Raw genomic sequence first — 22594 nt, 5'->3', positions numbered from 1 at the left:
CCAATATCTTTTACCCTGAAATTATTTTACAGAATATTCAAAGCTTGTCATTTTAAGATTATCAATGCTTGTTCCATGGTTCAGATGGATACCCATCGTCAGCGGATTTGTTGCTGTGCTTGCAAATACAAAAGTAGCAGTCTTTCCTGAACATGATGCCTGTACAGATGCATCGTCTGTCTCTGCCTCATCTACTGTATCGTTAAAATGAACGTTCAGAGTAATGGTTCCGTCGATACCGGACCAGTTTGCCATAGCAAGTCCTTTACCGCCATTTGTTCCCCATTTGTCCCATACACCGTAGTATGTAACATTCAGGGTTCCCTGTACAGCACCACTTGCTGCATATACACCTTCTGTCATTCCTGCATCCACAGATACGACTGGTTTTTTATATGTTCTCATATGCTTTTACCTCCTTTGTTTTTAAATATATATTAATCTTATAAGGATTAAAAGTCAATATTTTTTTTATGACTTTTTGCAGCATTGTTTTTTTGCTCTGAAAATGCTAAAATCAAAACTCAGTAAGACCAAAAACAACGATCCACAGGAGGTTTCATCATGGCATCTTCCAGACCTGATCTTGAAGCTTTACTTCAGGACGGCAACATCATCCGCATCAGACCACAGGGCTACAGTATGTACCCACTCTTTATCCCGGGGCGAGATGAAGCCCTGATCGAATCCGTCTCTGCCAACACGGTCCGCAAAAACGATGTCGTTCTTTACCGCCGTGACCAGAGTATCCTTGTCCTGCACCGCATCTGTAAGATCACTGCGGAGGGATTCTTTATGGTCGGAGACAATCAATCTGAAATCGAAGGTCCGCTGCGTGCCGACCAGATCAAAGGCCGCCTGATCGCCTTTGTACGCAATGGAAAGGAAATTTCGGTAAAGAATCCGCTGTACCGCTTTCTCTCTGCTCTGTGGCTTTTTATGCTGCCGCTGCGTCCTGTCTGCTTTCGCATCACTGCTTTTTTGCGAGGATCTAAATAGCAGATTCTTTTTACAGCAGAATTCCTTTCTGCTGTAATGTTTTTACCACTGCCTTTACATCTTCCAATACTTCTGACTTTGGCACATCGTATTCTTCTGCAACCAGTCCTGCCAGCTCCTCTGTACTGTCTGCTTTGTCAGCATTGATATAGATAAATCCCGCTGTTTCACTTAAGGAGATTGTCTCGTTCATCTCTTCGGCACGCTCGCCGCATGGGATTAGCACATATTCTTCTTCTAACTTTCGTATCACGTAACCTTCTGCTTTTTTCATTCCTTTTTCCTCTTTTCTTCTTATTTTATAAATGTTATGATAACTAAGACAAATTTGTTGTTCGCCACTTTATAAAAATGAAAATCAGTCCCCATACCATGATCAAAGGAGCCACCTGCTATGGATTCATTATACAACACTTACTTAAAAATGCTCACCACGCCATTTGATGATCCCTCTTCGGATCTGCCGGATATTTCACCGGAAGATTATCCTGCACTTTTTGCACTTGCAGACCGTCACTGTACGCTTCCGTTTGTACTTCCTTATTTCCGGAATACCGGTCTTTATCCGCAGATACTTCAGAAGAGTAAGCACATGATGCTGAATTACTATCAGATCGATCAGTTCACACGTCGCACGGTATCGCTTCTGGAAAAGCATGGCATTACCTGCTTTGTTATGAAGGGGATCAGCCTTGCTGCCTCTTATCCGGTTCCGGAATATCGCAAACTCGGCGATCTGGATCTCTATATTAATGATAAAGATGCGTTTCACTGTGCAGAACAGATTTTGCATGAAAACGGCTATCTGGATGAAGAAGAACTTTCTGATCATCACACCACTTATCGCTATACGTTTGAAAAGACAGGACGCAGCTTTCTTCTGGAGCTGCATTACCGTGTGGTTGGAGTATATCAGTATAAACCTGCGAACCAGCTGATCGATGAAGTCTTTTCCGCTGAAAATCTGAAAGCAGAAACACAGGAAATCAACGGATCTTCTTACCATGTATTTCCGCCTACGGAATACGTGTTTTACATGATCCACCATATGCTGAAACATTATCTCTACAGCGGATTTGGTATCCGGCTGCTGTTTGATTTTTCTTTTTATCTGGAGCAGCATGCACAGGAGGTTGATTTTGCAAAGATCCACAGCTGGTGTCAGAAGTCGCACATTCTCCATCTCTACGAGAGCGTCCTAGAAACCTGCCGAATATATCTGAATTTACCGGAGATGATCGATCCGGATGTGCACTACGATCTCTCCGACTGCGATGCTTTCCTGTCCAGGATCCTGGAGGATGGGGATCTCGGTGCGGATGTATCACAGGAACTTGTTGGCAGTCATTCTTATAAAAAAGTAAATCTGCTTACTTATTTCCGGGAAGGACATTTGCAGATGAAAGTACGTTTTCCAAAAGCAGGACGCTGTCCGCTTCTGTGGCCGATGCTGTGGCCGATTACGTTTTTCTGTTTTCTGAAAAATACTTATACGCTCCGAAACACCACCTTCCGGGAAACATTGCAGCGATTCAAAAAAAGCAATCAGAAGACACAGCTGATCCGTATTTTTGAAAACAGCGATTCCTGACGGAGTCGCTGCCTGTATTTACACTTCCCGCAGTCCGGTATCAGATAATTTCTCATCTATTCTTCGCCGGATTAGGCTGCGGATTCCGATGGACAGCAACAGATAAAGCTTAAGCTTCATACCGATACAGAATCCTTTGGTCATAACAACCCATTTCTTATCCTGTAATTTCCAGATTTTTTTATCTGCTGCCAGTCTGCACAGACATTCCCGTGCAAATTCATCTTTTCCATAAAGCCGCAGCGTTTTCCAGATAAATCTCAGTTTCTTTTTGTGTTCTTCATATTCCATTTTTGCATCAAAAAATGTCGCAAAAAAGATCAGATACCAGACAAGTTCTTCACAGGACTCCATCTGGATTTCATGATCCGACATCCATTCTTTCAGATCGCGTGCCATCGCAATCCAGCACTCGCTGGAATTTGCACGGTACCGGCTGGATATGGATGTTTCATTTTTTCGATAAATGTAGCCGATCCGGGAAAGGAAAATATATTTTGCACGGCAGAGATAACACTGCATGTTGAAAAATTTATCTTCTGCATAATCATATTTTGCGAAACGGATCTGATTCTTTTCCAGAAATGATCTGCGATAAAGTTTTCCCCAGACATAAGAAAGTGTCCCGGCGGAAAAGAAGCCGCGAAACTGAAATTCCTGAGAATCTCGATGATATCTGGAAAAAGATGCGTGGCTGACTGCAGGCAGCATTTTTCCGTTCCAGAGTCTCGCATAATTGGCAACTACAATATCTGCATCTGTCTGCTCTGCCATACGGACATAACGCTGCATGACGGATGCATCCGGAAGATAATCATCCGAATCCAGAAACAGCACATATTCTCCCTGTGCCTTTTCCAGCCCCTGATTTCTCGCCTCACCGGCTTTATTTTCTCCCCTCTCTATCATATGGATGCTGTTGTATTTTTTCTCGTAATCTCTGACGATCTTTTCACTTTGATCCGAAGATTTTCGAACAAGCAGAAACAATTCCCAGTTTTCGTAATCCTGACTTATCACACTGTCCAGTGCTTTTGCCAGATATTTTTCTGCCTGATAGACCGGCACGATCACAGATATTTTTCCTTTTTCTTCGCTCATAGTCACTTTTTCCTTACTTTCTTCCATATATTCTGAAATACTTTATACAGCAGGGCTTCTGTTCTTTTCCAGTTATCCGTTCTGCGGTAAACCGCCCACAGAAGCAGATTGACCAGAAGCAGACAGATACAGAAACGGTAAACCAGAAGGAAGAGCGGCGATCCGCTTGTGATCCGGCAACAACATTCTGCAATCGTCCACGCTCCTGCCATGACAAGCATATAGTATGCATATGTTTTGAAAAACTCAGATACTGGTCTTTTCAGACGATATTTATAAATGATATAAGGTTCTACCCACACAGAGGTCAGAACCGTGCTGCAGAACGTTCCGATAAAAATTCCCACAATTCCGAAATGAAGTACAAGCAGAATGGAAATGCTGAGGTTCAGCAATGCCTCTGCGATCGCCTTATAACGGTCATACCAGAAAAGTCCCATCGACTCTTTAAAGATTAAAACTGCTCTTCTTGTCCCGTTGATAAAGAAATTGATGCACAGAACCAGCACGATTTCTCTTGAAAACAGATACTTTTTGCCAAACGCAAATTCCACAAACGGATTCAACATTTCAAAAAGGCAGATACCGGCAAATCCAAACAGCCAGTACCCGATAAAAAACAGCTGTTCAAAAACGCTTTTAACCCGGTCTTTATCCTCCAGTACTCCAAGATTTCCGACACTTGCAGAAACCCCCAGAAGAGCCTGTTCAAGAACCTGACGGATTGAACCGATGATCAGGAAATAATTGGAGTAAATTCCGGCACTGACCACTCCGACAAAACTGGAGATCAGCAGATTGTCCGTATTATTGACTACAACATTTCCAAGTTTATGCATCAGCATCGCTTTTACATTTTTTAAAATATCCCGCCGCTCTTCCTGCGGCAGTTTTTCATGACAGGTCTCCTTCAGATATGGAAACAATGCATCTGCTTTTCTGGACATGCACACATTTCCGATAATCGTACACACTACGGCAACGCTCAGAAACAGGACAAAATTTTTTGTTGTGATCAGAATAATGATCTGACAGATATCCTGAAGCACCAGGAACCCATTGTGATACAGTACAGTAATATAATTCATCTGATGAGCATCGATCAAGGTTTTTTTATAGATCAACAGATACGATACCACCGAATTTAACAGATACAGACAATAGATCAGCACCAGATGATCCACGTCCGGGCGGTCTTTCATCAGAATATTCAGAAACGGGATCAGGCACAGACCTGCTGCCATGACAAAAAGTGCCGTCATGCGATAAAAGGTGCGGAACATCCGCATCAGAATCTGCTGTTTTTTAATATCCCCTTTTGCGATCGGGGCATACAATGCATAAGTGATTGCCGTTCCCACGCCAAGCTCGGATAACGACAAAATATTCAAAATATCGGTGAACAGGCCGTTAATTCCAACGTAACCTTCGCTGAGCATTCTCGTAAAAACAACTCTTGTAAAGAATCCCATCAGAATTGCCGAAACCTGTGCCACAAACGCTACACTTGTATTCATAACGGAATATTCTGTTCTTGATTTTTGTTTCACTCTTCACGAATCCTTTCTTTTTAGGTATAATAACATGATGCCAGAATTGTGGGAGTACGAAGTACGGAACAATTCGTATGGCATCTTTTGACCCCAACATCATAACATGAGCCAAAAGACAAATAGACATAAAATCCAAAAGGAGCTAAACCATTTTATGAAAAAAAAATTATCTTTCTGGGGCAATATCGCCGTCTTTACTCTGTGCGTTGCACTGGTAATCGCAGCTTCTTTTTATGCCCTGTCGGTGCGGCAGCTGAACGTTGTCTATACACCGGCAGACTCAAAAGAATCTACAGCGGATATTACAAACCCTTTCTGCGGTTTCTATAAGATAAACGGCTATGTACTTGCCGAGGATAAAACTGCCAGGGATGCCGACATCTGGTGCCAGAGAAGCTGTAAGGACACTCCGTACCCTCTCATGCTTCTGGAGATCAATCTGCGGAATTATGCTGATCAGGATCTCAGTGCCAACGCTCTTTCGCAGCTTAACCGCATTTTTAAGATCTGCGAAAAGAAGAAAAAACAGATCATTCTTCGCTTTCTCTATGACTGGGACGGCAAAGCCCAAAAAACGGAGCCTTCTGATTTTTACCGCATCAAAAACCACATCCAGCAGGTTTCTGCCACAGTAAATGCCCATGCCGACTGTATTTATATCCTTCAGGGACTTTTTATCGGCAACAATGGCGAGATGAACAATACCAACTACGGAGACATTGACCAGATGCGTCAGCTTGCAGAGACACTGGCAAAGAACATTTCGCCTTCGATCTATCTTGCTGTGCGTACCCCGGCTCAGCTCCGCGGTATTCTCTACAGCCGTACACCAATGGCAGGCCAGAGCGACGAGGGGAGCCTTGCTTCCAGACTGGGACTTTTCAATGACGGTATGCTCGGCTCTGTCTATGATCTCGGTACATACGATGATACACCACTGACTTCCGCCAGTGAATTTAACGAACAGGGCACAAGGAGCGAAGAACTTCTTTTCCAGAACAAACTCTGCCAGTATGTTCCAAACGGCGGTGAAGTCACGATCGATAATAAATACAATAACCTGGACAATGCCATTTCGGATCTGTCCACGATGTGCGTATCGTACCTGAATTCGGATCACGATCTTGCCGTGCTGAATAAATGGAAAAATTCTACTTACACCGGCTCCGGCGTATTTTCCGGATGCAGCGGTTACGATTATATCCGTGCCCATCTGGGCTACCGCTACTTTATAAAATCATCCAGCCTGGATTTCCATGCCTTTATGAGCGACAAGGCCTCTCTGTATCTTACGATTGAAAACGTCGGTTTTGCCCCGGCATACCGGCAGTTTGATACTGCTCTGATCCTCACGAACCAGGAGACAGGCGAGTCCAGACGGATGAAAACAGAGATCGACAACCGCTCGATCGCCGGCAGCGATCAGTCTGAGTTTAAGATTGAACTCGATGTACGCTCTTTTGCAAAAGGCTCTTATCAGGTGAATCTGGAAATGAAAGATCCCTACACCAGACAGGTCATTCATTTTGCAAACACCGGTTCCGAAGAGAGTGCCACCGTTTCTGTCGGAAGACTTGTGATCCCATGATGAAACAGGACTCAGCTCTTACCGTTCCGACAGAACTCTTTCTGGCTTTATACACTGTGCAGACTTCCGATCAGCAGGCGGTCTGCACTGTTTTTATTTGCAAAAGAAATGATTTTTCCGTCTTTTTTCCTGCGGATCTGAAGAAAAATATTTCCTTTCATTGCCCCGGTCTCTGTCTCCACTTTGTATGTGCTTCCGCCATGCCACTTCTGCACTTCTTCTGACAGCAGCATCTCTTTTCTTTCTTTTTCGTTTTCCTGGATCAAAAAAAGCTGTGCCTCCTGAAACATGGAAGCGAATCCGCAGTTTTCCACTTCAAAAATAAACTTTATTTTATCACGTTTTGGCACCAGCATCTCCACTTTTTTCAGAACAAAACGATACCCGAGGTGGGCACTGACGTATTCATAAAGCGTTTTGCCGCTCCAGATGCCGTCTTTGCCGCAGCTCTGTGCTTTCCACTGATCCAGGATTCTCGTATCATGCACCAGATTCAGATAAGCAAGATGCATCTTTTGCATCTCGGATATCACTGCTTTTGCATCCTTTGTAAGGATCTGATCTGCCCTGTCCGGATCTGCCTCAGCGATCGCCTCTCCGCCACACGGGAAATCACGGCTGATCTGTTCGATAAATTCCAGCTCTTCCTTTCGGCTCCACGGCTTTTCCCATCCGACCGCCTCACGCATCATCGTGCCAAAAGTCCCAAGATGCGTTGTCGATCCGAAAATCCCGTCATCAAACAGACCTAAAGCCTTCCATTCCCGTTTCTGAAATTTCTCTTCCGGGATCAAAGTACGCCACTGTGCCGGTGTCCGCACTGCCACACGGATCTTGTCTGTGGTATGTATTTTCAGCATATCCCACATCTGTCTGATATGTTCTTCCGTCAGATATGCCGAGGTATGCATCTCTCCCCAGCTTCCCACCAGAAAGCCCTGAAAAACAAGAACACTGTGCTTCTCTTTTTCCAGCACTTCCCCGATCTGTATGAGATGCGTCAGAACCAGCTCAAAACTTTCTGGCTCCGCCTCCAGCCCTTTTCCTTCCCGGTCGTATACGGGACGCAGGATCACATCTTTTTTATGTGATGCGAAAAAATATAAAATCGTTTTTATGTTATAAATCGCCTGTTCATCCAGCGGTTTTTCACGGAATTTCTGAAGATCCAGCAAGACAAGTGCCAGTGTTTCCTGCTCATGCAGACTCCATTTTAACTCCTGTGGATCGATTTTTTCTTCCACCGGAAAGGTATAGATCTCGTACCATCCTCTCTCCGGATTTTCGTAGAGGATTTCTTCTCCTTCTTCCAGAACTTCCTGTGAAAATTCCCAGGCTTTTTTTTTCTTCCAAAATCCAATCATATTTGCTTTTATCCTCGTATCTGTCCCTTATTTTAAAGTAAAGCGGACATTCACAATCCGCTTCTCTGCGTTCAAAAACTGCACATCTTAATTATCGTTAAACCGAAACATCTGAAGGACATCTTCTTTTTCTACTGTCAGCTTTTCTGAGGCTTTCTTGCCATACTCCCGACATTTCTCTTCGTCCGAAAGAAGTTCTTCGATCCCTGCACTGATGCCTTCCGGGGTCAGCTGGCACATTTTTCCGTCCACGCCATCAATGACCTGCTCACGATTTCCGCTGCAGTCTGACACCAGTAAGGTGCATCCCAGGATCTGTGCCTCCTGAATAGCAATACTTTTTCCCTCAAACAGCGTCGCATGTACATATAAGTCACACTGTGCATAGTAAGGATAAGGATTGGTCTTTGCCCCAAGAAGAATAAAGTCATCTTTCAAGCCAAGATGGTTGATCTTTATCTGAAGCCTATCCCTTAACTCACCCTCACCGAGTACATACCATTTTGCTTTTACACCATGATCTTTCAAAATCTTCATGGCATCAATAGCAATATCATAGGCCTTCTGTGCCGTCAGCCGTCCAACCGTCAGGATCCGCTTGCCATCGTAAGCATCCTCAAATCCTCCTGCCAGTTTTGATTTTCGGATAATTTCTTCGTTATCCAGAAGATTATGGAACACACCAGTGTAACTTCTACACTCCGGATAAACTTCCAGAAAACTCTTTTTTACTTCATCGGATACCGTAAACACCCGATCAAAATTCAGATAGCAATCCCGATCCAGACTGCGGCTGTAGCCTGCATAACTGTAATCTACATGCAGAAACGTAACCTTGCGGTCTGCCCGGATATGATCATGGATATAATATGTTGATCCGCCCTCCAGAAAGGCAACTGCCATATCATAATGTCCATCGATCACCTGTGCGCTGTCCGCCATCACCCTCCAGAGCAGCTTATCCGGATAAAGCTTTCCTTTTTTCAGCATTTCTGCCATATTTTTGAGCATATATCCAAGATTTTTGAAAATAGCTCCTCTCATAAAAAGACGTTTGAAGATCTGCCGGTTCAGAATATGCTTTCCCTTTTTCGATAAAACCGACGCATCCGAATAAGATTGATTTAAAATTTTCACCTGTTCCGGGACCTGATGGATCAGTTCTCCCTGTGCCAGCAGTACATAAAGTAAAACTTCATATTCGTTCTCAGGAAATCTTTTCAAAAGCTCCAGCAGAGCTTTCTCTGCACCTGCACCGCCAAGTGTGTTGATTACAAACAGTACCTTTTTCATGATTCTTTCATCCTCTCTTCTGTATCTCCCTGATATCGATCAAATACTTTCGGCGACGGGCAGGTACCTTTGGTTCTCTTCAACAAATGTCCATTGCAGAAAATATGAATATCCAGATTTTTTTCCATATTTCGGATCCTCGCATAGGCAACGCTCCATCCGACAAAGCAGCCAGCCACCAGACCAATTCCATACCAGATTTCCGAAAAATGCGTGGAAATGATGCTGCCGATCATAGTGGACAGGCAAAAGGACAGACCGGTCATCACAGATCCTTTCAGATCATTGAAATAGTATAAAAATATAATTTCCGCATACATCAGAAAGAGAATGAAGTATCCGGCTGTCAGACAAGGATAAATACGCATGGTCATACCTCCAAATCCAAGCCTTGGAAGAAAGATCATACAAAACAAAAATATAACAAGTGTAATAATAAACTGTACACGGGCAAGGCTCATCAACTCCTCAGCCAGCATACGGAACATTCTTTTTTTGGTAATTTCAATATCGCACCCTCTTCCGCCGATCACGGCTTCCGAGTAGGCTTTGTATCTCTCATGGAAATGCATTTCCACACGGCTGATAAAAATGACACTCGCCGAAATATTCGTGAACATCGCCAGACAGGTTGCCATATCATACGGCTGCACACAGACAAAACTACAAACTACGATCATCCGCAGATCCGTCGTCCAGAAAACAAAATTGTGGATATACAGTCCGAGCGTATACAGAAAGTTTGTCGCAACCAGCGGCCAGTATTCTTTAAAATATCCAAACACCGCCCGGTAATTTCCACTGTTCTCACGGAAATAACTTCGTACCACCGAAAATTCCAAAGCCGCGATCAGCCAGAATCCGATCGTCAGTGCCAGAAGCATACTGTAGGTGATGCTTTTATGTAACCCACGCACAAACCAGAAGGACAATAACACCGTGACTGTCATTCCAATGATAAAGAAGAACGAAATCTTCTTGTAATCCTTACAGATGGACAGATAAAGCATCGAATAAAATACAAATACCAGTGCGATAAATCCACAATATCCGGTAAAAACATAAATGATATCCACTTTTCCGACAAGATATTCATGAATACAAAACGGAATTCCGACCAGAGAACTCAAAAGAATATTTAAAAACAGTCCGACATAATAGCATGCCATAATGTCCGCATACGTTTCCTCATAGATCACGTCCGACATATACTTTGACAGCACCGAGTTAAAAGGCGATGCCGTCAGCAGTGCAAAGATAAAGATATAAAGCACTGTACAGGAAAACAGCTCCCTTGTCACATATCCGACCGAAGAAAAATCGAGGAAATATTCCATGATACACAGTGCACCGATGACCGTCAGCATCGGAGCGATGGTCATGACGGTGCTGTAGCCCATACCGATTACGTCGGTTGTCAGGGTATTTTTTCCATATATGTTATTTAATTTAACACCTATACCAGCCATAGCTTCTTTCCCTTCTTTTTCTATCTGATCTCAAAAGGCTTCTCTGTCCATTCGATCTGCTGCTGATCTGCAAACTCCTTGTAAATATTCCGGTAAACCTCTTTCATCTGCTCAATCCGGTAAAACTGTTTTACTCGTTTGTATCCGGCCTCTCCCATCTGCTCCCGCAGTTCTTTGTGCCAGGCAAGCGTCACCATCGCCTCCGCGATCTCCTCAATGTTCATGATATGTGTCAGGATTCCGGAATCTCCAAATCCGTCATTCACTCCGAAAAGCAGTTCCCGACAGTTTCCGACATCCGTTGCAACGACCGGCTTGTGTGCCGCAAAACTCTCCAGAATGGTCAGCGGCTGACCTTCACTGATACTGGTAAGCAGCGTAAAATCCATTTTCCCCAGATAATCCCGGACATTGATCCTGCCCGTAAATTCCACATCCGAAACATTCAGAGCCTTTACCAAATCAAAACATTCCTGTGCATATTTTTTGTCTTCATCCGTTGGTCCCATGATCCACAGTTTCAGATTCGGAACTTTCTCTTTCGCAAACGCAAACGCCTGGATCATCGTCTTGACATCCTTGATCGGTGCGACACGCAGCACTGCTCCGGCATTGATCCACTGCTCATCCTCCCTGGTTTTTCCCGGAATATCTGTAAGGTTCGCCATATTGATCCCGTTTGGTGTCACCCGGATCTTCTCCGGCGGACAGCCAAGATCGATCTGCAGAAGTTTTGCACGTTCATAGAGGCATGTTACCGTATCTGCTTTCTGATAAGCCAGAAGCGACATCTTTTTGAACTGCTCGATCCAGATGTTTTTGTAGACACCTTTGACCCAGTTTGCCTTGATCAGCTCCTCCTCTCGCTCTCTGGTGTAAATGCCATGCTCAGAGATCAGAAGCGAACTGTTATGGAAATGCTTTGCCATACTGCCGAGCACACCGGCATATCCGGTTGCCACGCAGTGATAGAGATCTGCCTGCGGCACTTTCATCTTCAATGTCCAGAAAAGCGGCAGATAGATCGATCGCATCGTCCACAGGAAATCCGAAAAAACGATATTGGCATACTGTCTCTTATAACACTCCCGGACAATCTGAAAGAAATCCGGTCCCATCAGAAGATCATCCACCGACACGCCTTTTCGCTGGAACAGATCAAAGATCACACCCCATTCGATTTTCCGGTTCATAACCAGATTCGTCAGTTCGGTGCGTTCCTTCTTCGAGAGATGGAAACGCTTTCGTACTTTTCGCTCTCTCTCTCCTTCTTCCCACTCGCAGTCCTCCAGATACAGTTCATAGACCTGCGTCAGATTCTCCGGCAGTTCATACACAAACTTGCCTCGCACGGATCTGTTTGCCACGATCGTCAGCAGAATAAATTCAATATTTGGAAATGACTTGATCATGCTGTTGATCCAGCCGGAAACGCCTCCGACCACATAAGGATAACAGCCCTCTGCTACAATACAAACCTTCATGTTCTTCCTCTTCTTTATCACTGATGCCGGGAATCATAGGAAAGCCCCGGTTCGTCAACCTGTATCTTTACAGTATGATCTTCCGCATGGATCAGATAAGCATCTTTTTCAATCTTTGTCTGACTTCCGCCTTCGATGTCCTCGATCTTTTCTCCGTGCGTCCGCAAAATAAACCAGCTGTCCGCTTTTGTCGTATTTAAAGTGATCACATTTTCTTCCCGCGATTCCGTATAATCCACATTCAGGAAGGTACGCACCCTCCGGTCGCTCTCGGAAAGTGTCGTCGCCGTAAAACAGTTAAATTTATTCCAGTAGGTCAGAAGATTGCTCGCAAATCGCCTCTCCATGATCTCCCAGCGGTCTTTTTCGTTCTGCGGCCAGAAAATATCCTGCAGATTCAGCATGATATTCGTATACCCCAGTGCACTTTGAATGCTTCGCATGCGAAGATCCGCACTGTATGTATAATGCATGCCGTCACCGACTACCGACTGCAGTGTGATCGAGTCCGAAGCATAGGACACGACCGGATGCTTCTCGGTATACTCACAGATCAGCGTACTGACATCTTTCAGCAGCTTTATCTCCGATAAATTCAGCACATCGGTAAGATCCCGTTCTTCCGAAAATGCTGCACCATAGCGATAATCACTGTCTGCATTTGCAAAAAATTCGCCGTCACGATCCACTTTTTCCTCCAGCGAATCTGCACTTTTATATTCCATGGAAAGACCTGCTTCGGCACTTTGCTCCTTGAACTGTTTCAGATAAAACTCCAGGAACTCACTGTCCGGCTCAATCCCGTCTTTATAATCTGCCTGGGGCTGGATAAAGCAGGTCATCTTCAGGTCGCTGTGTTCCACAATGGAGATCAAGGTCGGCCAGATAACATCACGTCCGACTCCGGTCACCGACTGACTGTACAGCTCCATCATTTCCGCATTATTTTCATCCGCAAATCCCGGGAAATTGACCATCGACAGATTCTGTGCATTTACGATCGGATAAATGCTGTACTCTGATGCCTCTGTCAGCATTCCATCCAGAATCCCGCTGGCCGTGCTGTCTTTTAAATAATCGCCGACCACTGCAAAAATACTGCCCCGGTACATACCATTTCTCCAGATCAGCGTCGGCAGATCTTCATTTTTGATATCCCTGCTGGTTTCTTCCTTAAACATTCCGACCATATAGGTCTTGGTGCCGCTTCCAACCTGATACCACGGCACATCGAGCGTCAGATCCTGCCTGTCTTTCTCATTCTCTTTAACCGGCGTTTCATAGATCTGTTCACCGCCAAGAAGCAGTCCTTCAAATAACTTTACACCATTAAGCTTTACTTTTTCTGAAACAACCTTACTGATTCCGAGAAAGTGCATCAGTTCCTCATTATTTTCAATCAAAGCCGGATCTTCCAGACATCCGAAGACAATGATCGCTCCCCGTTTCTGAAAACGCTCCAGGCAATCCAGATCTTCTCCCTGTGCATACTTTTCTGATTCCAGAATGATCATTTCCGGAAGATGAGCCTTGCTTTGAATGTATTCGTCCATGGATTTAACGGAAAACATATCCCACTTCACATAGTCCGCCCATCTCTTTACCTCCGTTCCCATAGCACCGGAAACATCGCCGATAAAAAGCACGCTTTTTTCCGAAATGAGTAAAGACAGATCCTTTCTTTCTGCCTTCGACTGTTCGATGACCTCTTTTCCGTCTGCTTTTCGCTCAGACAGACTGGCATTGGCATCATACTGGTTTGCCTGATCTCGCAGTACCATGGAAAACTGAGTCAGGAATAACAGTACAACCATCATAATCACAATACTGAAAAATTTTCTTTTTGAAACCATACTCTATTTTCCTGCCTCCTGTTTTCCGGATGCATCGCTCTGTTGCTGCGTTTCATTCGTTGATTCACTCTGTTGCTGCGTCTCATCCTGTGTATCTTCTGCTGTCTCATCCTGCATCTTGTTCTGATTGTATCTGTAGTCTATCGCAAAATTATACTGATGATACATATTCTGCTCGATCTTATAGCAGATGAACTTATTGTCCTCATAATAGACCTTCATTTCATTCGGATAAAGCTCCATAAACGCCTGTGCCCAATAATACATTCTGGACATCACGATCCATCTTCCTTCTCCCTGATACATACCGATGCCGCCCACATTCGGCAGGGAACGGCTGGCTCCCTTTCTGGAGATCGACTGACCGCTCTTTGCATAAGAAACCGCATAATCGCCTGGAATTTTTTCAATAAAGAAATAAACCGTTTTGGTCGGAATGATGACTTTCGTATTTTTTTCCAGAGTTTCCATTCCACGCAGAAACGTAATCGTCTCATAATGCCATCCGTGATCCAGTCCCATCTGCGTCTCATCGTTCGCCGATACGATCGTCCAGGTCTTATCTTCATTTTCATGGATAATATTGCTCAGGCAGGTGATCGCTCCATTCATCGCAAAACCGCTGGAGAAACCGGACTGTTTGATCATATGATTCTGGAACATTCCCATCAGAACCGCTGCCGTAACAGCCAGCGACACAGCATTCCTTACCAGCCGCAGTTTCCGCAACGGCAGCACCATATACAGCAGTCCGTCTGCCAGTGCCGTAAGAGCCGCACTGAGCAGATAAACATAATAAATACTGCATCTTGCTCCATCCATCAACGGCGGCAGTCCAAACACGCCTGCACACAGCAAAATGGTCACGATCCACATACAGAATCCCATGGACATCAGCATCGCTCCGTATTCTGTCCGCCTGAAAACACAGAATATAAATCCAAGCAAAAGCAGCAGTGCAAAAGATGCCAGGATCATGTAACCGATATTTTTCACATCCAGTTTAATAATGAATTCCAGGATTCGACTGCTCATTTCCGATAAAGCATTTTTTGCTTTCCCCGGAATTTTTCGAATTTTTTCACCAAAAGATACTTTTGGCACGGCCGGTGCCGTGGTTTCTGTCTGCGTCTGTCCGCCGCTTTCGTTCTCCTGTGCAGACGGCAGATCACTGACATCAATTTCCATAACCGTACCATCCGGCTTCACAACCCGCACCGTATTTTTGTCATCTCCGGTGGAGACTTCTAATGTTTCTGCTTCGTCTGTCTCTGCCTCTGTCTCTGTCGAAGAAGAACTTTTGCCTCCATTGATGACACTTAAGCCCCATCCGAGGGAACCCTGAAGCGGCGTTCCGGTCGCAAAAGCAATCCCCATCGGCAGCACCGCCAGAAAAACGCTGCAGATTCCCGTAAACATGATACGGCAAAAATATTCTTTACGCAGAAAGCGAAAACAAAATCCGCACGCGATCCCGATGCAGCACAACCCGGCGATCATCGTACCGTAAAAGTGGATCGCCAGTGTCAGAGAAAACGCCATCGCAAAGCACTGCAGCGTAAGCCTCGTCTCTTTATCCGCCAGTTTCTGCTTCGATATCTGAAAAAACCGGATCAGGAAATAAATGGAAGGGATCACAAAAATCATACCAAATTCCTGCGGCAGAGTCGCATAAAATCGTGAGTAAGTCTGGCCGGACCAGAAATTTCCAAGCAGAAATACAAAAGTTCCGATGTATGGAATGTATTTTGTTTTGCAGAGCTGCTTCAGCATCGCCAGCAATACCAGATGCATAAAGATTACCTGAGCAAAAAAGAACTGGCATAAGATCACATATGTATCAAAGCGAAAGACTGCATGCAGATAATAGATCATGCAGTGAAAACCAAACGGATAGACACCTTTCGCAAAAATTTTTCCTCTGCTCATCTCATTGATCCAGCTCATATGCACCGGGATATCTGATGCACGATAACCATAGACTAAGATAATCTGTCTTCCGTAGATCCAGCACAGACACACTCCGATTCCCAGCAGAAGCATACTCTGGATCGGATTTTTCACAATATGACGATAGAAAAATTTCGCCAGTCTCTTTATTCCCGCTGCACATTTTCCAAGGAAAAGAAAAATTGCTGATTTTAATTTCATTCTTCCTCTCAGAAGTTTGCCAAACAGATGCCAGGTATTTCCCGCCTGCTGCTTTAAAGGAATCCGATTGACTCTGCCTCCGATTACAATACTCAATACCGCAGTCAGCCCGGCAAGCGTAAAGAAATTTGAAATATGCAACAGCTGCAGTAAGAACACAATATTGATAATATAAAAATTACCGAAGGTGTAACACATCAGAAACTGTTCTGCCAGACTTCTGCCCCGCAGGATCCTGCGGAACATCAGTGCTGGAAGTGCCAGTGTCACACCCGTATAGACTGCAAAAATGCCCAGAAATCTTAAAATTACCAGTATTGTCATTGACATATCATTTCATCCTTCTGCATTACATAAATATTCGGATCAGTTCCAGTGTTTCTTTATCAATCGTGATGTCCGAAGCCTTCAGCTCGTTCATGACACGGAAAAAATTCTCCTTATCCCCATTGGAAAAGAACAGTTTCAGCTGGCAGGTATAGCTCGAGAGCACTCCTGGATACTGCTCTATGGAACGCTGTGCCCACTTGCCGCATTTTTCATAATCCGGAATCTCCATCAACCTTGCACACAGTTTTTCGTAGACCACACTGCTGATCTTTTCCGGTTCCAGACTCCAGGCCTTCTCAAGTACCTCATCCATTCGCTCAATCATGGAATTTTGTTCCAGATTTGTCAGAATTTTCTGTTCCAGTATCGGATTCATATACTCGATCAGCTCAATGCAGTGCTGCACCTGCTGTTCATCCTCCATCTGGCTTAACTGATACTTCTCCTGTACGTTCTCTCGGAATTCTCCAAGTACATCCTGAAGGATCGAAGCTGCATAATGTGCTGTCTCCGTATCCTCATTATTCAAAGCCAGTGAGATCGAAGACAAATATTTTCGGTAATCTCCCCGGATCACATTCATCATAAATGTACGAAGGCTCTTTTTATCCGTAACCTCCAGGGCCTCTTCGATGGAAACCATATTTCTTCCCCGCTCTTCATCCGGAGGAATAAAGGTTTTGACTCTCTCTTTGCTGAAAACAACATCTGAAAGATCCATCGCCTGTGACATAAACAGCTTGTACAGCAAAAAGGCCGCACAGAGAAACGTCGGTCCGACCACCGGGCATAAAAGCATCACGATCGCCTTCATCCATGTACTGAGATTTTTTTCTTTTCCTCTCAAATGGTTCCAGATCACATAGATCACAACCACAATAAAGTTTATCACAAGTAAAAATATAAAAAATTTCATTCTCCGGGACATACTTTATCTACTCCACAATTTCTGTACGATATCCATTCTCCTCAAATCGCTTCTGAACGATCACGGCATTTTCCTGACCGGTATTAGCAAGCAGCACATAAAGCTGATCATCTTCCATAATACCGATGTAATCACTGTCTCGCATCTTTTCAACCATTTTCCGGCCAACCTCCTGATACTGTTCCGACTGTACACAGACTTTCAGCAGCGTACATTCTACCAGGTTCTTTTCTTCTGCTTTCACATAGGCCTGAACCAAAGACTCAAACGCATCTTTTTCCAGAATACGGGAGCCATGGCTGTAACGCTTTTCTTCCAGGGCCTGTATATATCTCTGTGCCCGCAGCACGGCATTCTGGATCAGGTAGCTGACAACCGTCAGGAAGTTTGCCCGTCCAAGTGTCATCTTCTCCCAGTTTAAGCCCCAGAGCATAATGACCATCTGCAGTTTTCCATCCTCATAGATGCCCCGTACCATAAGCGGATAACGTTCATCCATCGTTTTATTGATATACACCTTTTCTTCCAGAAGTTCATCATAGATTTCCGTCATTTCACGGTAGCGGATGGAGTTTCCAAGACTTCTCGCCTTTTCCGAAGATGCCGAAAAGAGACGTGCATAATCATCATTCACCACACTGTAAAATGCCACATCTTTTGTTTCCATCAGTTTTGTGAGCATTTCAACCGCATGGAAGACAACCTCATCCGGCATACTCTGATCCAGCTGTTTTGTGATACTGTAAATCTTTCCAAGACTGTCTTTCTGACCGACCAGCTGCTGCTCCATGACCTCACGCACACGCACGTTGCTCTCGTTGATATCACGGATATCCACGATCTGCCTTGATAAATGCTCCTCCAGCTCCGCACTCTCCGCCCGCATCGTACGGATCTGATCTCTCATATAGCCCACAACCAGTCCCAGAATAAACAGCTGTGCGATCCAGACATAAGTATTATAATCTAAAAGTACCTCAAAACCGGTCCTCGTATACATCTGCCGGAACATATATCCGGCTACCGCACAGATTGCCGAGAACGTTGCCTGCTGTTGTCCGTACACGATTGCAAACAGCAGCACATAGAGCAGAAACGGGTCCAGATTTGCAAAATACTGACTGCCGACCGTTCGGTTATTGAGCATGAAAAACGGAATAAAACAGATCAGGTTCTCAATAAACGGTACCAGTGCCCGCACCAGCCATTTCCATTTCTCCCAGAGGTTTTTCAGGATGGATCCCTCTTTATCTTCATTTACAAATACATTCTTGTGCTTCTGCATATAAAGAGCCATCTTTTCAATGGTCTTTTTGCAGTCGCAGAATGTGTAAACATCAAATTCTTCTTCAAATTTTCTTCCGGAAAGCACACATCTTCCGTTTTTCCCCGGTGTCGTCACGATGTTTGCTTCACTTTGCATCGCCTGCAAGATCCAGGATGCCAGCTCTACCTCATTTACCACATCATTGGATGACAGATGATAGATCGAATGTGCCCTTTTCTTACTTTTTACCACCTTGTAAATATATTCCACGGCATCTTTCTCGTACAACATCGAAAAGGTGTGGTTCTCGTCCGCTTTGATATATCCGTCACGCAGATACTCCAGACACATGCCCGCACAGATATTGTTGATATCATTTTTATCCTTCGGAATACTGTACAGATGATCCAGCCGCAGAACCGTGATATCCAGTCCCCGGTTCACCCGGAAATTCTCACACAGCTCCTCTGCCTGTGACAACGCTGCCGGGCGTATTCCATATCCGGAAAATTTCTCTCCTTCTGTGATATCATCCGGATAATCGCCACTGAAAACCTCATCCGAAGACAGATAAATCAGTTTTCCTCGGTTCACCACCGAATAGGCCACCAGGATATTCACCATATGCGAAATAAAATGAACCGTCTCACGCTCCTCGCCATTCCAGAGATAGTTCGTATCAAAAGCTCCCAGCAGGATCGTTACATCCGGATTGACACTCTCGATGATCTCATTAAGATTCTCACTGTCATACGGAAAATCGTACCGTTCAAATACTTTTTCATATTTGCTGTGTTTATATTTATCTCCCGTCAGCAGAAAAACTCTGTGCCCTTCTTTTCGAAGCTTGAGAATGATATTATTCATCAGGCTGCAAGTGCCGCCTACCAACAGAATATTCATACATTTCCCCTTTTTCAGTTAGTTGTAAATCAAAGATTTGCGTTCCGCTTTCACCTTTTTCTATTCACACTCAAATGCAGACCTCTCCGGAAATCCTTCCGTAAATGCTGCATTGATCTCCGCTTTCGCCTTTTCAAAATCAATGCCGTGATTGCTGTCATTGACACAGGCAATTTTTCCTGTGTGCTTTCTGATCATTCTGAGCAGCTTTTCATTGTGATCTGACACATCAAAATATTTGCACAGCCAGTAGCTGTTTTTATTCACAAAATCACCGCTGAGCTTCTGCCATTCCCGGATCACATACTGGCTGACATCCTCCTTGTGACGGAACGGATGGCTGCACACCTTCCTCAGAAGCTCCGGCTCCGCCTGCCACAGCGTCTCATACGTGCTCTTTTTGAGCGGCGATGGACCATGTACCGTATAAAAGCCCGTAAACCTCGGAAAAGCCATCTCCATCACATTATAGCAGTAATACTTCAGCGGGTAACCCACATGAAAATAAGCTCCCGGCTGCTTTTTCATATTTTCATACTTATCAAAATGCTTTGCCAGCAGTATCGCATTATTTAAATAAATGTAGGACATCACTTCATTATCCTTATTCGCCACCACCGGCTGCAGAGCCAGCATATCCACCGGTTTTCCGTGTTTGAAAAAGTGCGTCGGTTTCACTTTATTTAACAAAAACATATCATCATTAAAATACAGAAAATGCTCCGATAGTCCCTCGATCCTGTGAAAATTCCACTCGATCGTATGCGAATTAAACGTCGGCAGAAACTCCTTCGGAATAAAATCCTCATGCTTTACGATATGCAGCTTCGGGTGATCCACATTCAGCCATTCCGGTACATGTCTCCAGGTAACAAAATGGATCTTCCTCACCCACGGTGCATACTTCTCAACGCCCCGGAACCAGTACTGCAGGTTGTCCCAGTCCCGGTAACGCTCCTTCCTGCCATCTATATGACCACCCAGTCCCTGAGCAATCAGCGTCTTATCCTTTTCTTCCTGCCATTTTGGGTCATTTCCATCTACCCAGGTAATTACAAAATCTATTGGTTCTTTTTCTCTCCTGTTCACTTTTTTTCTCACCTTCAGTTAAAAAAATGCCTCCGCCATTCCCCTGTCATATATTACATTTTTTTGCTTCCGGCATTTCGTTTCTTTTTCTCTGGTATCACACTCTTTTTCATTTATATTCCATCTTATTTGCTAATTAGTATAACATAAATTTGCTTTCTGTTTTCACAAAATTTAATACAATTTTGCAAGAAATTTTTTCATATTCTTTTAAAAAATTATCTTTTTTTTCACATTATCCGAATTTATACTTTTTATTGTTTTACAGTCAAGCGGATATTCGCAATCCGCTTTGCTACTTGCTCATAACCAAATAACTGCTCCGCAGTTTATCAGAAGGAGCTTGCACTCCTCCTGATACAAGCAAGTCCCCACCCACTGCTTATTGCTTTTCGCAATTGAAGCAGGGGACTTACTTGATTTGGTTAAAAAACAATCAGATTCATGAAACAAAAAAAGAAAAAAAGAGAATCCGTTTATCCCAGATTCTCTTTCACTGCCGCCCATGCTTCCAGAAGACGTTCCATCTGCCATGCCGCATTCGCCGGACTTGTCGATGGCAGTTTTACGATCTCCCTTCCCGTGATCGGATATGCATATTTCTGATACAATTCATAAGCCTTCGCGCCATTTGCATAAATCTGCCGGATCGGTGCATGATCTAAAACCCTTGACAGATCTGCCGGAACTACATTTCGGATCGAACTGTCACTCGAACCGATGATATCACACTTCGCGATCACATCCCACACCGCGATATGTTCTCTTAACAAAAAACCTTTCTTCTCCTCCACTGTCCCCGGAACCTCACATCCCGTCAGATTCGCAAGCACCTTCCAGAATCGGTTCTGCGGATGTCCGTAATAAAAATTCTGCTCCCTGGACTTCACTGACGGAAATGTCCCCAGGATCAGCACCTTCGAATCCTCATCAAAAACCGGTTCAAATTGATGAGTAACTGTCTGATATTCCTGCAAAATTATGCCCTCCTTCTTCTTTGGTTTTTCAACTGCATTTATCTTTCATTATATCGCACTTTTTCATTTTTCATATAATGATCTGCAAAGAATTCTCATATTTCCATTCGAAATTTTGCTTTTTGCATTTTTTATTTTCATATATGATGCTCCTGCAGCTCATGCAAATGCCTGTACTTTTCCCTGGTTGCTACACCGCCGCGGATATGGCGCTCTGATTTGTTCACATCAAGAACCTCGCGTGCCTGAGCCGCCAGCCCCGCATCAATCTGCCGTAAACGTTCCGTGCAATCCTTATGTACCGTACTCTTGCTGATCCCGAATTTCTTTGCCGCCTGACGCACCGTAGCCTTCGTTTCAATTATATAATACGCAACTTCCACTGCCCGCTCTTCAATATAATCCTTCAAAAAAATCCCTCTGCATGCATCTTTTTACAATGTATGCAGAGGGATTTTGGAGTATGTCTGATTAAACTTTCTCCAGAAACATCTCATTCAGTTTTGCCAGCTTCGCTTTTCTACTTCCTTTCTCCTTTCAAACTGTTTTCGAAAAATAATTAAATTAATATAATGTCTATTTTGCCATTACATCAAATATCTCCTTAAATGCTTCTTACTCCACTTCCTCCAGTTCTGTTCCTTCCGGAAGAAT

Annotated in this window: 18 protein-coding genes; 3 read left to right on the top strand and 15 right to left on the bottom strand. The window is 44.2% G+C overall.

What is annotated here, in order from left to right; genetic code table 11:
- Positions 1-21: 21 nt before the first annotated feature.
- A complete protein-coding gene (locus ACLTL4_RS04315) occupies positions 22-405 on the bottom strand; it encodes a hypothetical protein (RefSeq protein ID WP_412291313.1) in 384 nt (127 codons plus the stop codon).
- A 159-nt stretch (positions 406-564) separates the two neighbouring features.
- Between ACLTL4_RS04315 and ACLTL4_RS04310 the strand changes: the two genes are divergently transcribed.
- A complete protein-coding gene (locus ACLTL4_RS04310) occupies positions 565-999 on the top strand; it encodes a S26 family signal peptidase (RefSeq protein WP_173897516.1) in 435 nt (144 codons plus the stop codon).
- Between the two features lie 10 nt (positions 1000-1009).
- On the opposite strand, the gene ACLTL4_RS04305 is transcribed toward ACLTL4_RS04310, so the two are convergent.
- Positions 1010-1273: a PqqD family protein gene (locus tag ACLTL4_RS04305; protein WP_022118480.1), complete on the bottom strand. Its 264-nt coding sequence runs from the start codon at positions 1271-1273 to the stop codon at positions 1010-1012.
- Positions 1274-1393: 120 nt separating this feature from the next.
- Here ACLTL4_RS04305 and ACLTL4_RS04300 point away from each other — a divergent pair, with 120 nt between their 5' ends.
- Entirely contained in the window at positions 1394-2590 is a 1197-nt protein-coding gene (locus ACLTL4_RS04300) for a nucleotidyltransferase family protein (protein ID WP_173866079.1), read from the top strand.
- Between the two features lie 18 nt (positions 2591-2608).
- Here the strand turns inward: ACLTL4_RS04300 and ACLTL4_RS04295 are convergent, their stop codons facing one another.
- Both ACLTL4_RS04295 and ACLTL4_RS04290 read right to left on the bottom strand, forming a co-directional pair.
- A complete protein-coding gene (locus ACLTL4_RS04295; RefSeq protein WP_412291314.1) occupies positions 2609-3691 on the bottom strand; it encodes a glycosyltransferase family 2 protein in 1083 nt (360 codons plus the stop codon).
- A 2-nt stretch (positions 3692-3693) separates the two neighbouring features.
- A complete protein-coding gene (locus ACLTL4_RS04290; RefSeq protein ID WP_412291315.1) occupies positions 3694-5241 on the bottom strand; it encodes a lipopolysaccharide biosynthesis protein in 1548 nt (515 codons plus the stop codon).
- 157 nt (positions 5242-5398) lie between these two features.
- Here ACLTL4_RS04290 and ACLTL4_RS04285 point away from each other — a divergent pair, with 157 nt between their 5' ends.
- A complete protein-coding gene (locus tag ACLTL4_RS04285) occupies positions 5399-6832 on the top strand; it encodes a DUF4832 domain-containing protein (protein ID WP_412291316.1) in 1434 nt (477 codons plus the stop codon).
- Between the two features lie 47 nt (positions 6833-6879).
- On the opposite strand, the gene ACLTL4_RS04280 is transcribed toward ACLTL4_RS04285, so the two are convergent.
- From ACLTL4_RS04280 to spoIIID, 11 genes are all read right to left on the bottom strand, one after another.
- On the bottom strand, positions 6880-8196 hold the full coding sequence (locus ACLTL4_RS04280; protein ID WP_412291317.1) for a DUF4832 domain-containing protein: 1317 nt from the start codon (positions 8194-8196) through the stop codon (positions 6880-6882).
- 87 nt (positions 8197-8283) lie between these two features.
- Complete coding sequence (locus ACLTL4_RS04275; protein WP_412291318.1) at positions 8284-9489, bottom strand: glycosyltransferase; 1206 nt, start codon at positions 9487-9489, stop codon at positions 8284-8286.
- Complete coding sequence (gene pelG, locus ACLTL4_RS04270; RefSeq protein WP_412291319.1) at positions 9486-10958, bottom strand: exopolysaccharide Pel transporter PelG; 1473 nt, start codon at positions 10956-10958, stop codon at positions 9486-9488. Before pelG ends, ACLTL4_RS04275 begins: the two co-directional genes overlap by 4 nt.
- Before the next feature lie 20 nt (positions 10959-10978).
- Positions 10979-12442, bottom strand: coding sequence for a GT4 family glycosyltransferase PelF (gene pelF, locus ACLTL4_RS04265; RefSeq protein WP_173896269.1), 1464 nt, complete (start codon positions 12440-12442; stop codon positions 10979-10981).
- 17 nt (positions 12443-12459) lie between these two features.
- Positions 12460-14295, bottom strand: coding sequence for a DUF2194 domain-containing protein (locus ACLTL4_RS04260; protein WP_412291320.1), 1836 nt, complete (start codon positions 14293-14295; stop codon positions 12460-12462).
- Positions 14296-14298: 3 nt separating this feature from the next.
- A complete protein-coding gene (locus ACLTL4_RS04255; RefSeq protein ID WP_412291321.1) occupies positions 14299-16776 on the bottom strand; it encodes a hypothetical protein in 2478 nt (825 codons plus the stop codon).
- A 19-nt stretch (positions 16777-16795) separates the two neighbouring features.
- A complete protein-coding gene (locus tag ACLTL4_RS04250; protein WP_412320273.1) occupies positions 16796-17692 on the bottom strand; it encodes a hypothetical protein in 897 nt (298 codons plus the stop codon).
- Positions 17693-17711: 19 nt separating this feature from the next.
- Complete coding sequence (locus tag ACLTL4_RS04245) at positions 17712-19874, bottom strand: NAD-dependent epimerase/dehydratase family protein (protein WP_412291323.1); 2163 nt, start codon at positions 19872-19874, stop codon at positions 17712-17714.
- 60 nt (positions 19875-19934) lie between these two features.
- The gene (locus tag ACLTL4_RS04240) at positions 19935-20963 is read right to left on the bottom strand and encodes a Stealth CR1 domain-containing protein (protein ID WP_412291324.1); all 1029 of its coding nucleotides are present in this window, start codon (positions 20961-20963) and stop codon (positions 19935-19937) included.
- Positions 20964-21439: 476 nt separating this feature from the next.
- Entirely contained in the window at positions 21440-21943 is a 504-nt protein-coding gene (locus ACLTL4_RS04235) for a DNA-deoxyinosine glycosylase (protein WP_412291331.1), read from the bottom strand.
- Positions 21944-22077: 134 nt separating this feature from the next.
- Positions 22078-22350, bottom strand: a complete 273-nt coding sequence (gene spoIIID, locus ACLTL4_RS04230) for a sporulation transcriptional regulator SpoIIID (protein ID WP_022119670.1) — start codon at positions 22348-22350, stop codon at positions 22078-22080.
- Between the last annotated feature and the right edge of the window lie 244 nt (positions 22351-22594).

The sequence above is a fragment of the Hominisplanchenecus sp. genome (genome assembly GCF_046967715.1).
In the GTDB taxonomy this organism is placed as follows: domain Bacteria; phylum Bacillota; class Clostridia; order Lachnospirales; family Lachnospiraceae; genus Hominisplanchenecus; species Hominisplanchenecus faecis.
This window is presented reverse-complemented; position numbering and strand designations above follow the sequence as displayed.

Bases quoted from the DNA above. Each gene is read 5' to 3' on its own strand.
- ACLTL4_RS04285 (WP_412291316.1), top strand. From the start codon at position 5,399: ATGAAAAAAAAATTATCTTTCTGGGGCAATATCGCCGTCTTTACTCTG.
- ACLTL4_RS04245 (WP_412291323.1), bottom strand. From the start codon at position 19,874: ATGAATATTCTGTTGGTAGGCGGCACTTGCAGCCTGATGAATAATATC.
- ACLTL4_RS04305 (WP_022118480.1), bottom strand. From the start codon at position 1,273: ATGAAAAAAGCAGAAGGTTACGTGATACGAAAGTTAGAAGAAGAATAT.
- ACLTL4_RS04275 (WP_412291318.1), bottom strand. From the start codon at position 9,489: ATGAAAAAGGTACTGTTTGTAATCAACACACTTGGCGGTGCAGGTGCA.
- ACLTL4_RS04250 (WP_412320273.1), bottom strand. From the start codon at position 17,692: ATGAAATTTTTTATATTTTTACTTGTGATAAACTTTATTGTGGTTGTG.
- pelG (WP_412291319.1), bottom strand. From the start codon at position 10,958: ATGGCTGGTATAGGTGTTAAATTAAATAACATATATGGAAAAAATACC.
- ACLTL4_RS04300 (WP_173866079.1), top strand. From the start codon at position 1,394: ATGGATTCATTATACAACACTTACTTAAAAATGCTCACCACGCCATTT.
- ACLTL4_RS04280 (WP_412291317.1), bottom strand. From the start codon at position 8,196: ATGATTGGATTTTGGAAGAAAAAAAAAGCCTGGGAATTTTCACAGGAA.
- ACLTL4_RS04315 (WP_412291313.1), bottom strand. From the start codon at position 405: ATGAGAACATATAAAAAACCAGTCGTATCTGTGGATGCAGGAATGACA.
- ACLTL4_RS04310 (WP_173897516.1), top strand. From the start codon at position 565: ATGGCATCTTCCAGACCTGATCTTGAAGCTTTACTTCAGGACGGCAAC.
- ACLTL4_RS04260 (WP_412291320.1), bottom strand. From the start codon at position 14,295: ATGGTTTCAAAAAGAAAATTTTTCAGTATTGTGATTATGATGGTTGTA.
- ACLTL4_RS04295 (WP_412291314.1), bottom strand. From the start codon at position 3,691: ATGAGCGAAGAAAAAGGAAAAATATCTGTGATCGTGCCGGTCTATCAG.
- ACLTL4_RS04255 (WP_412291321.1), bottom strand. From the start codon at position 16,776: ATGTCAATGACAATACTGGTAATTTTAAGATTTCTGGGCATTTTTGCA.
- pelF (WP_173896269.1), bottom strand. From the start codon at position 12,442: ATGAAGGTTTGTATTGTAGCAGAGGGCTGTTATCCTTATGTGGTCGGA.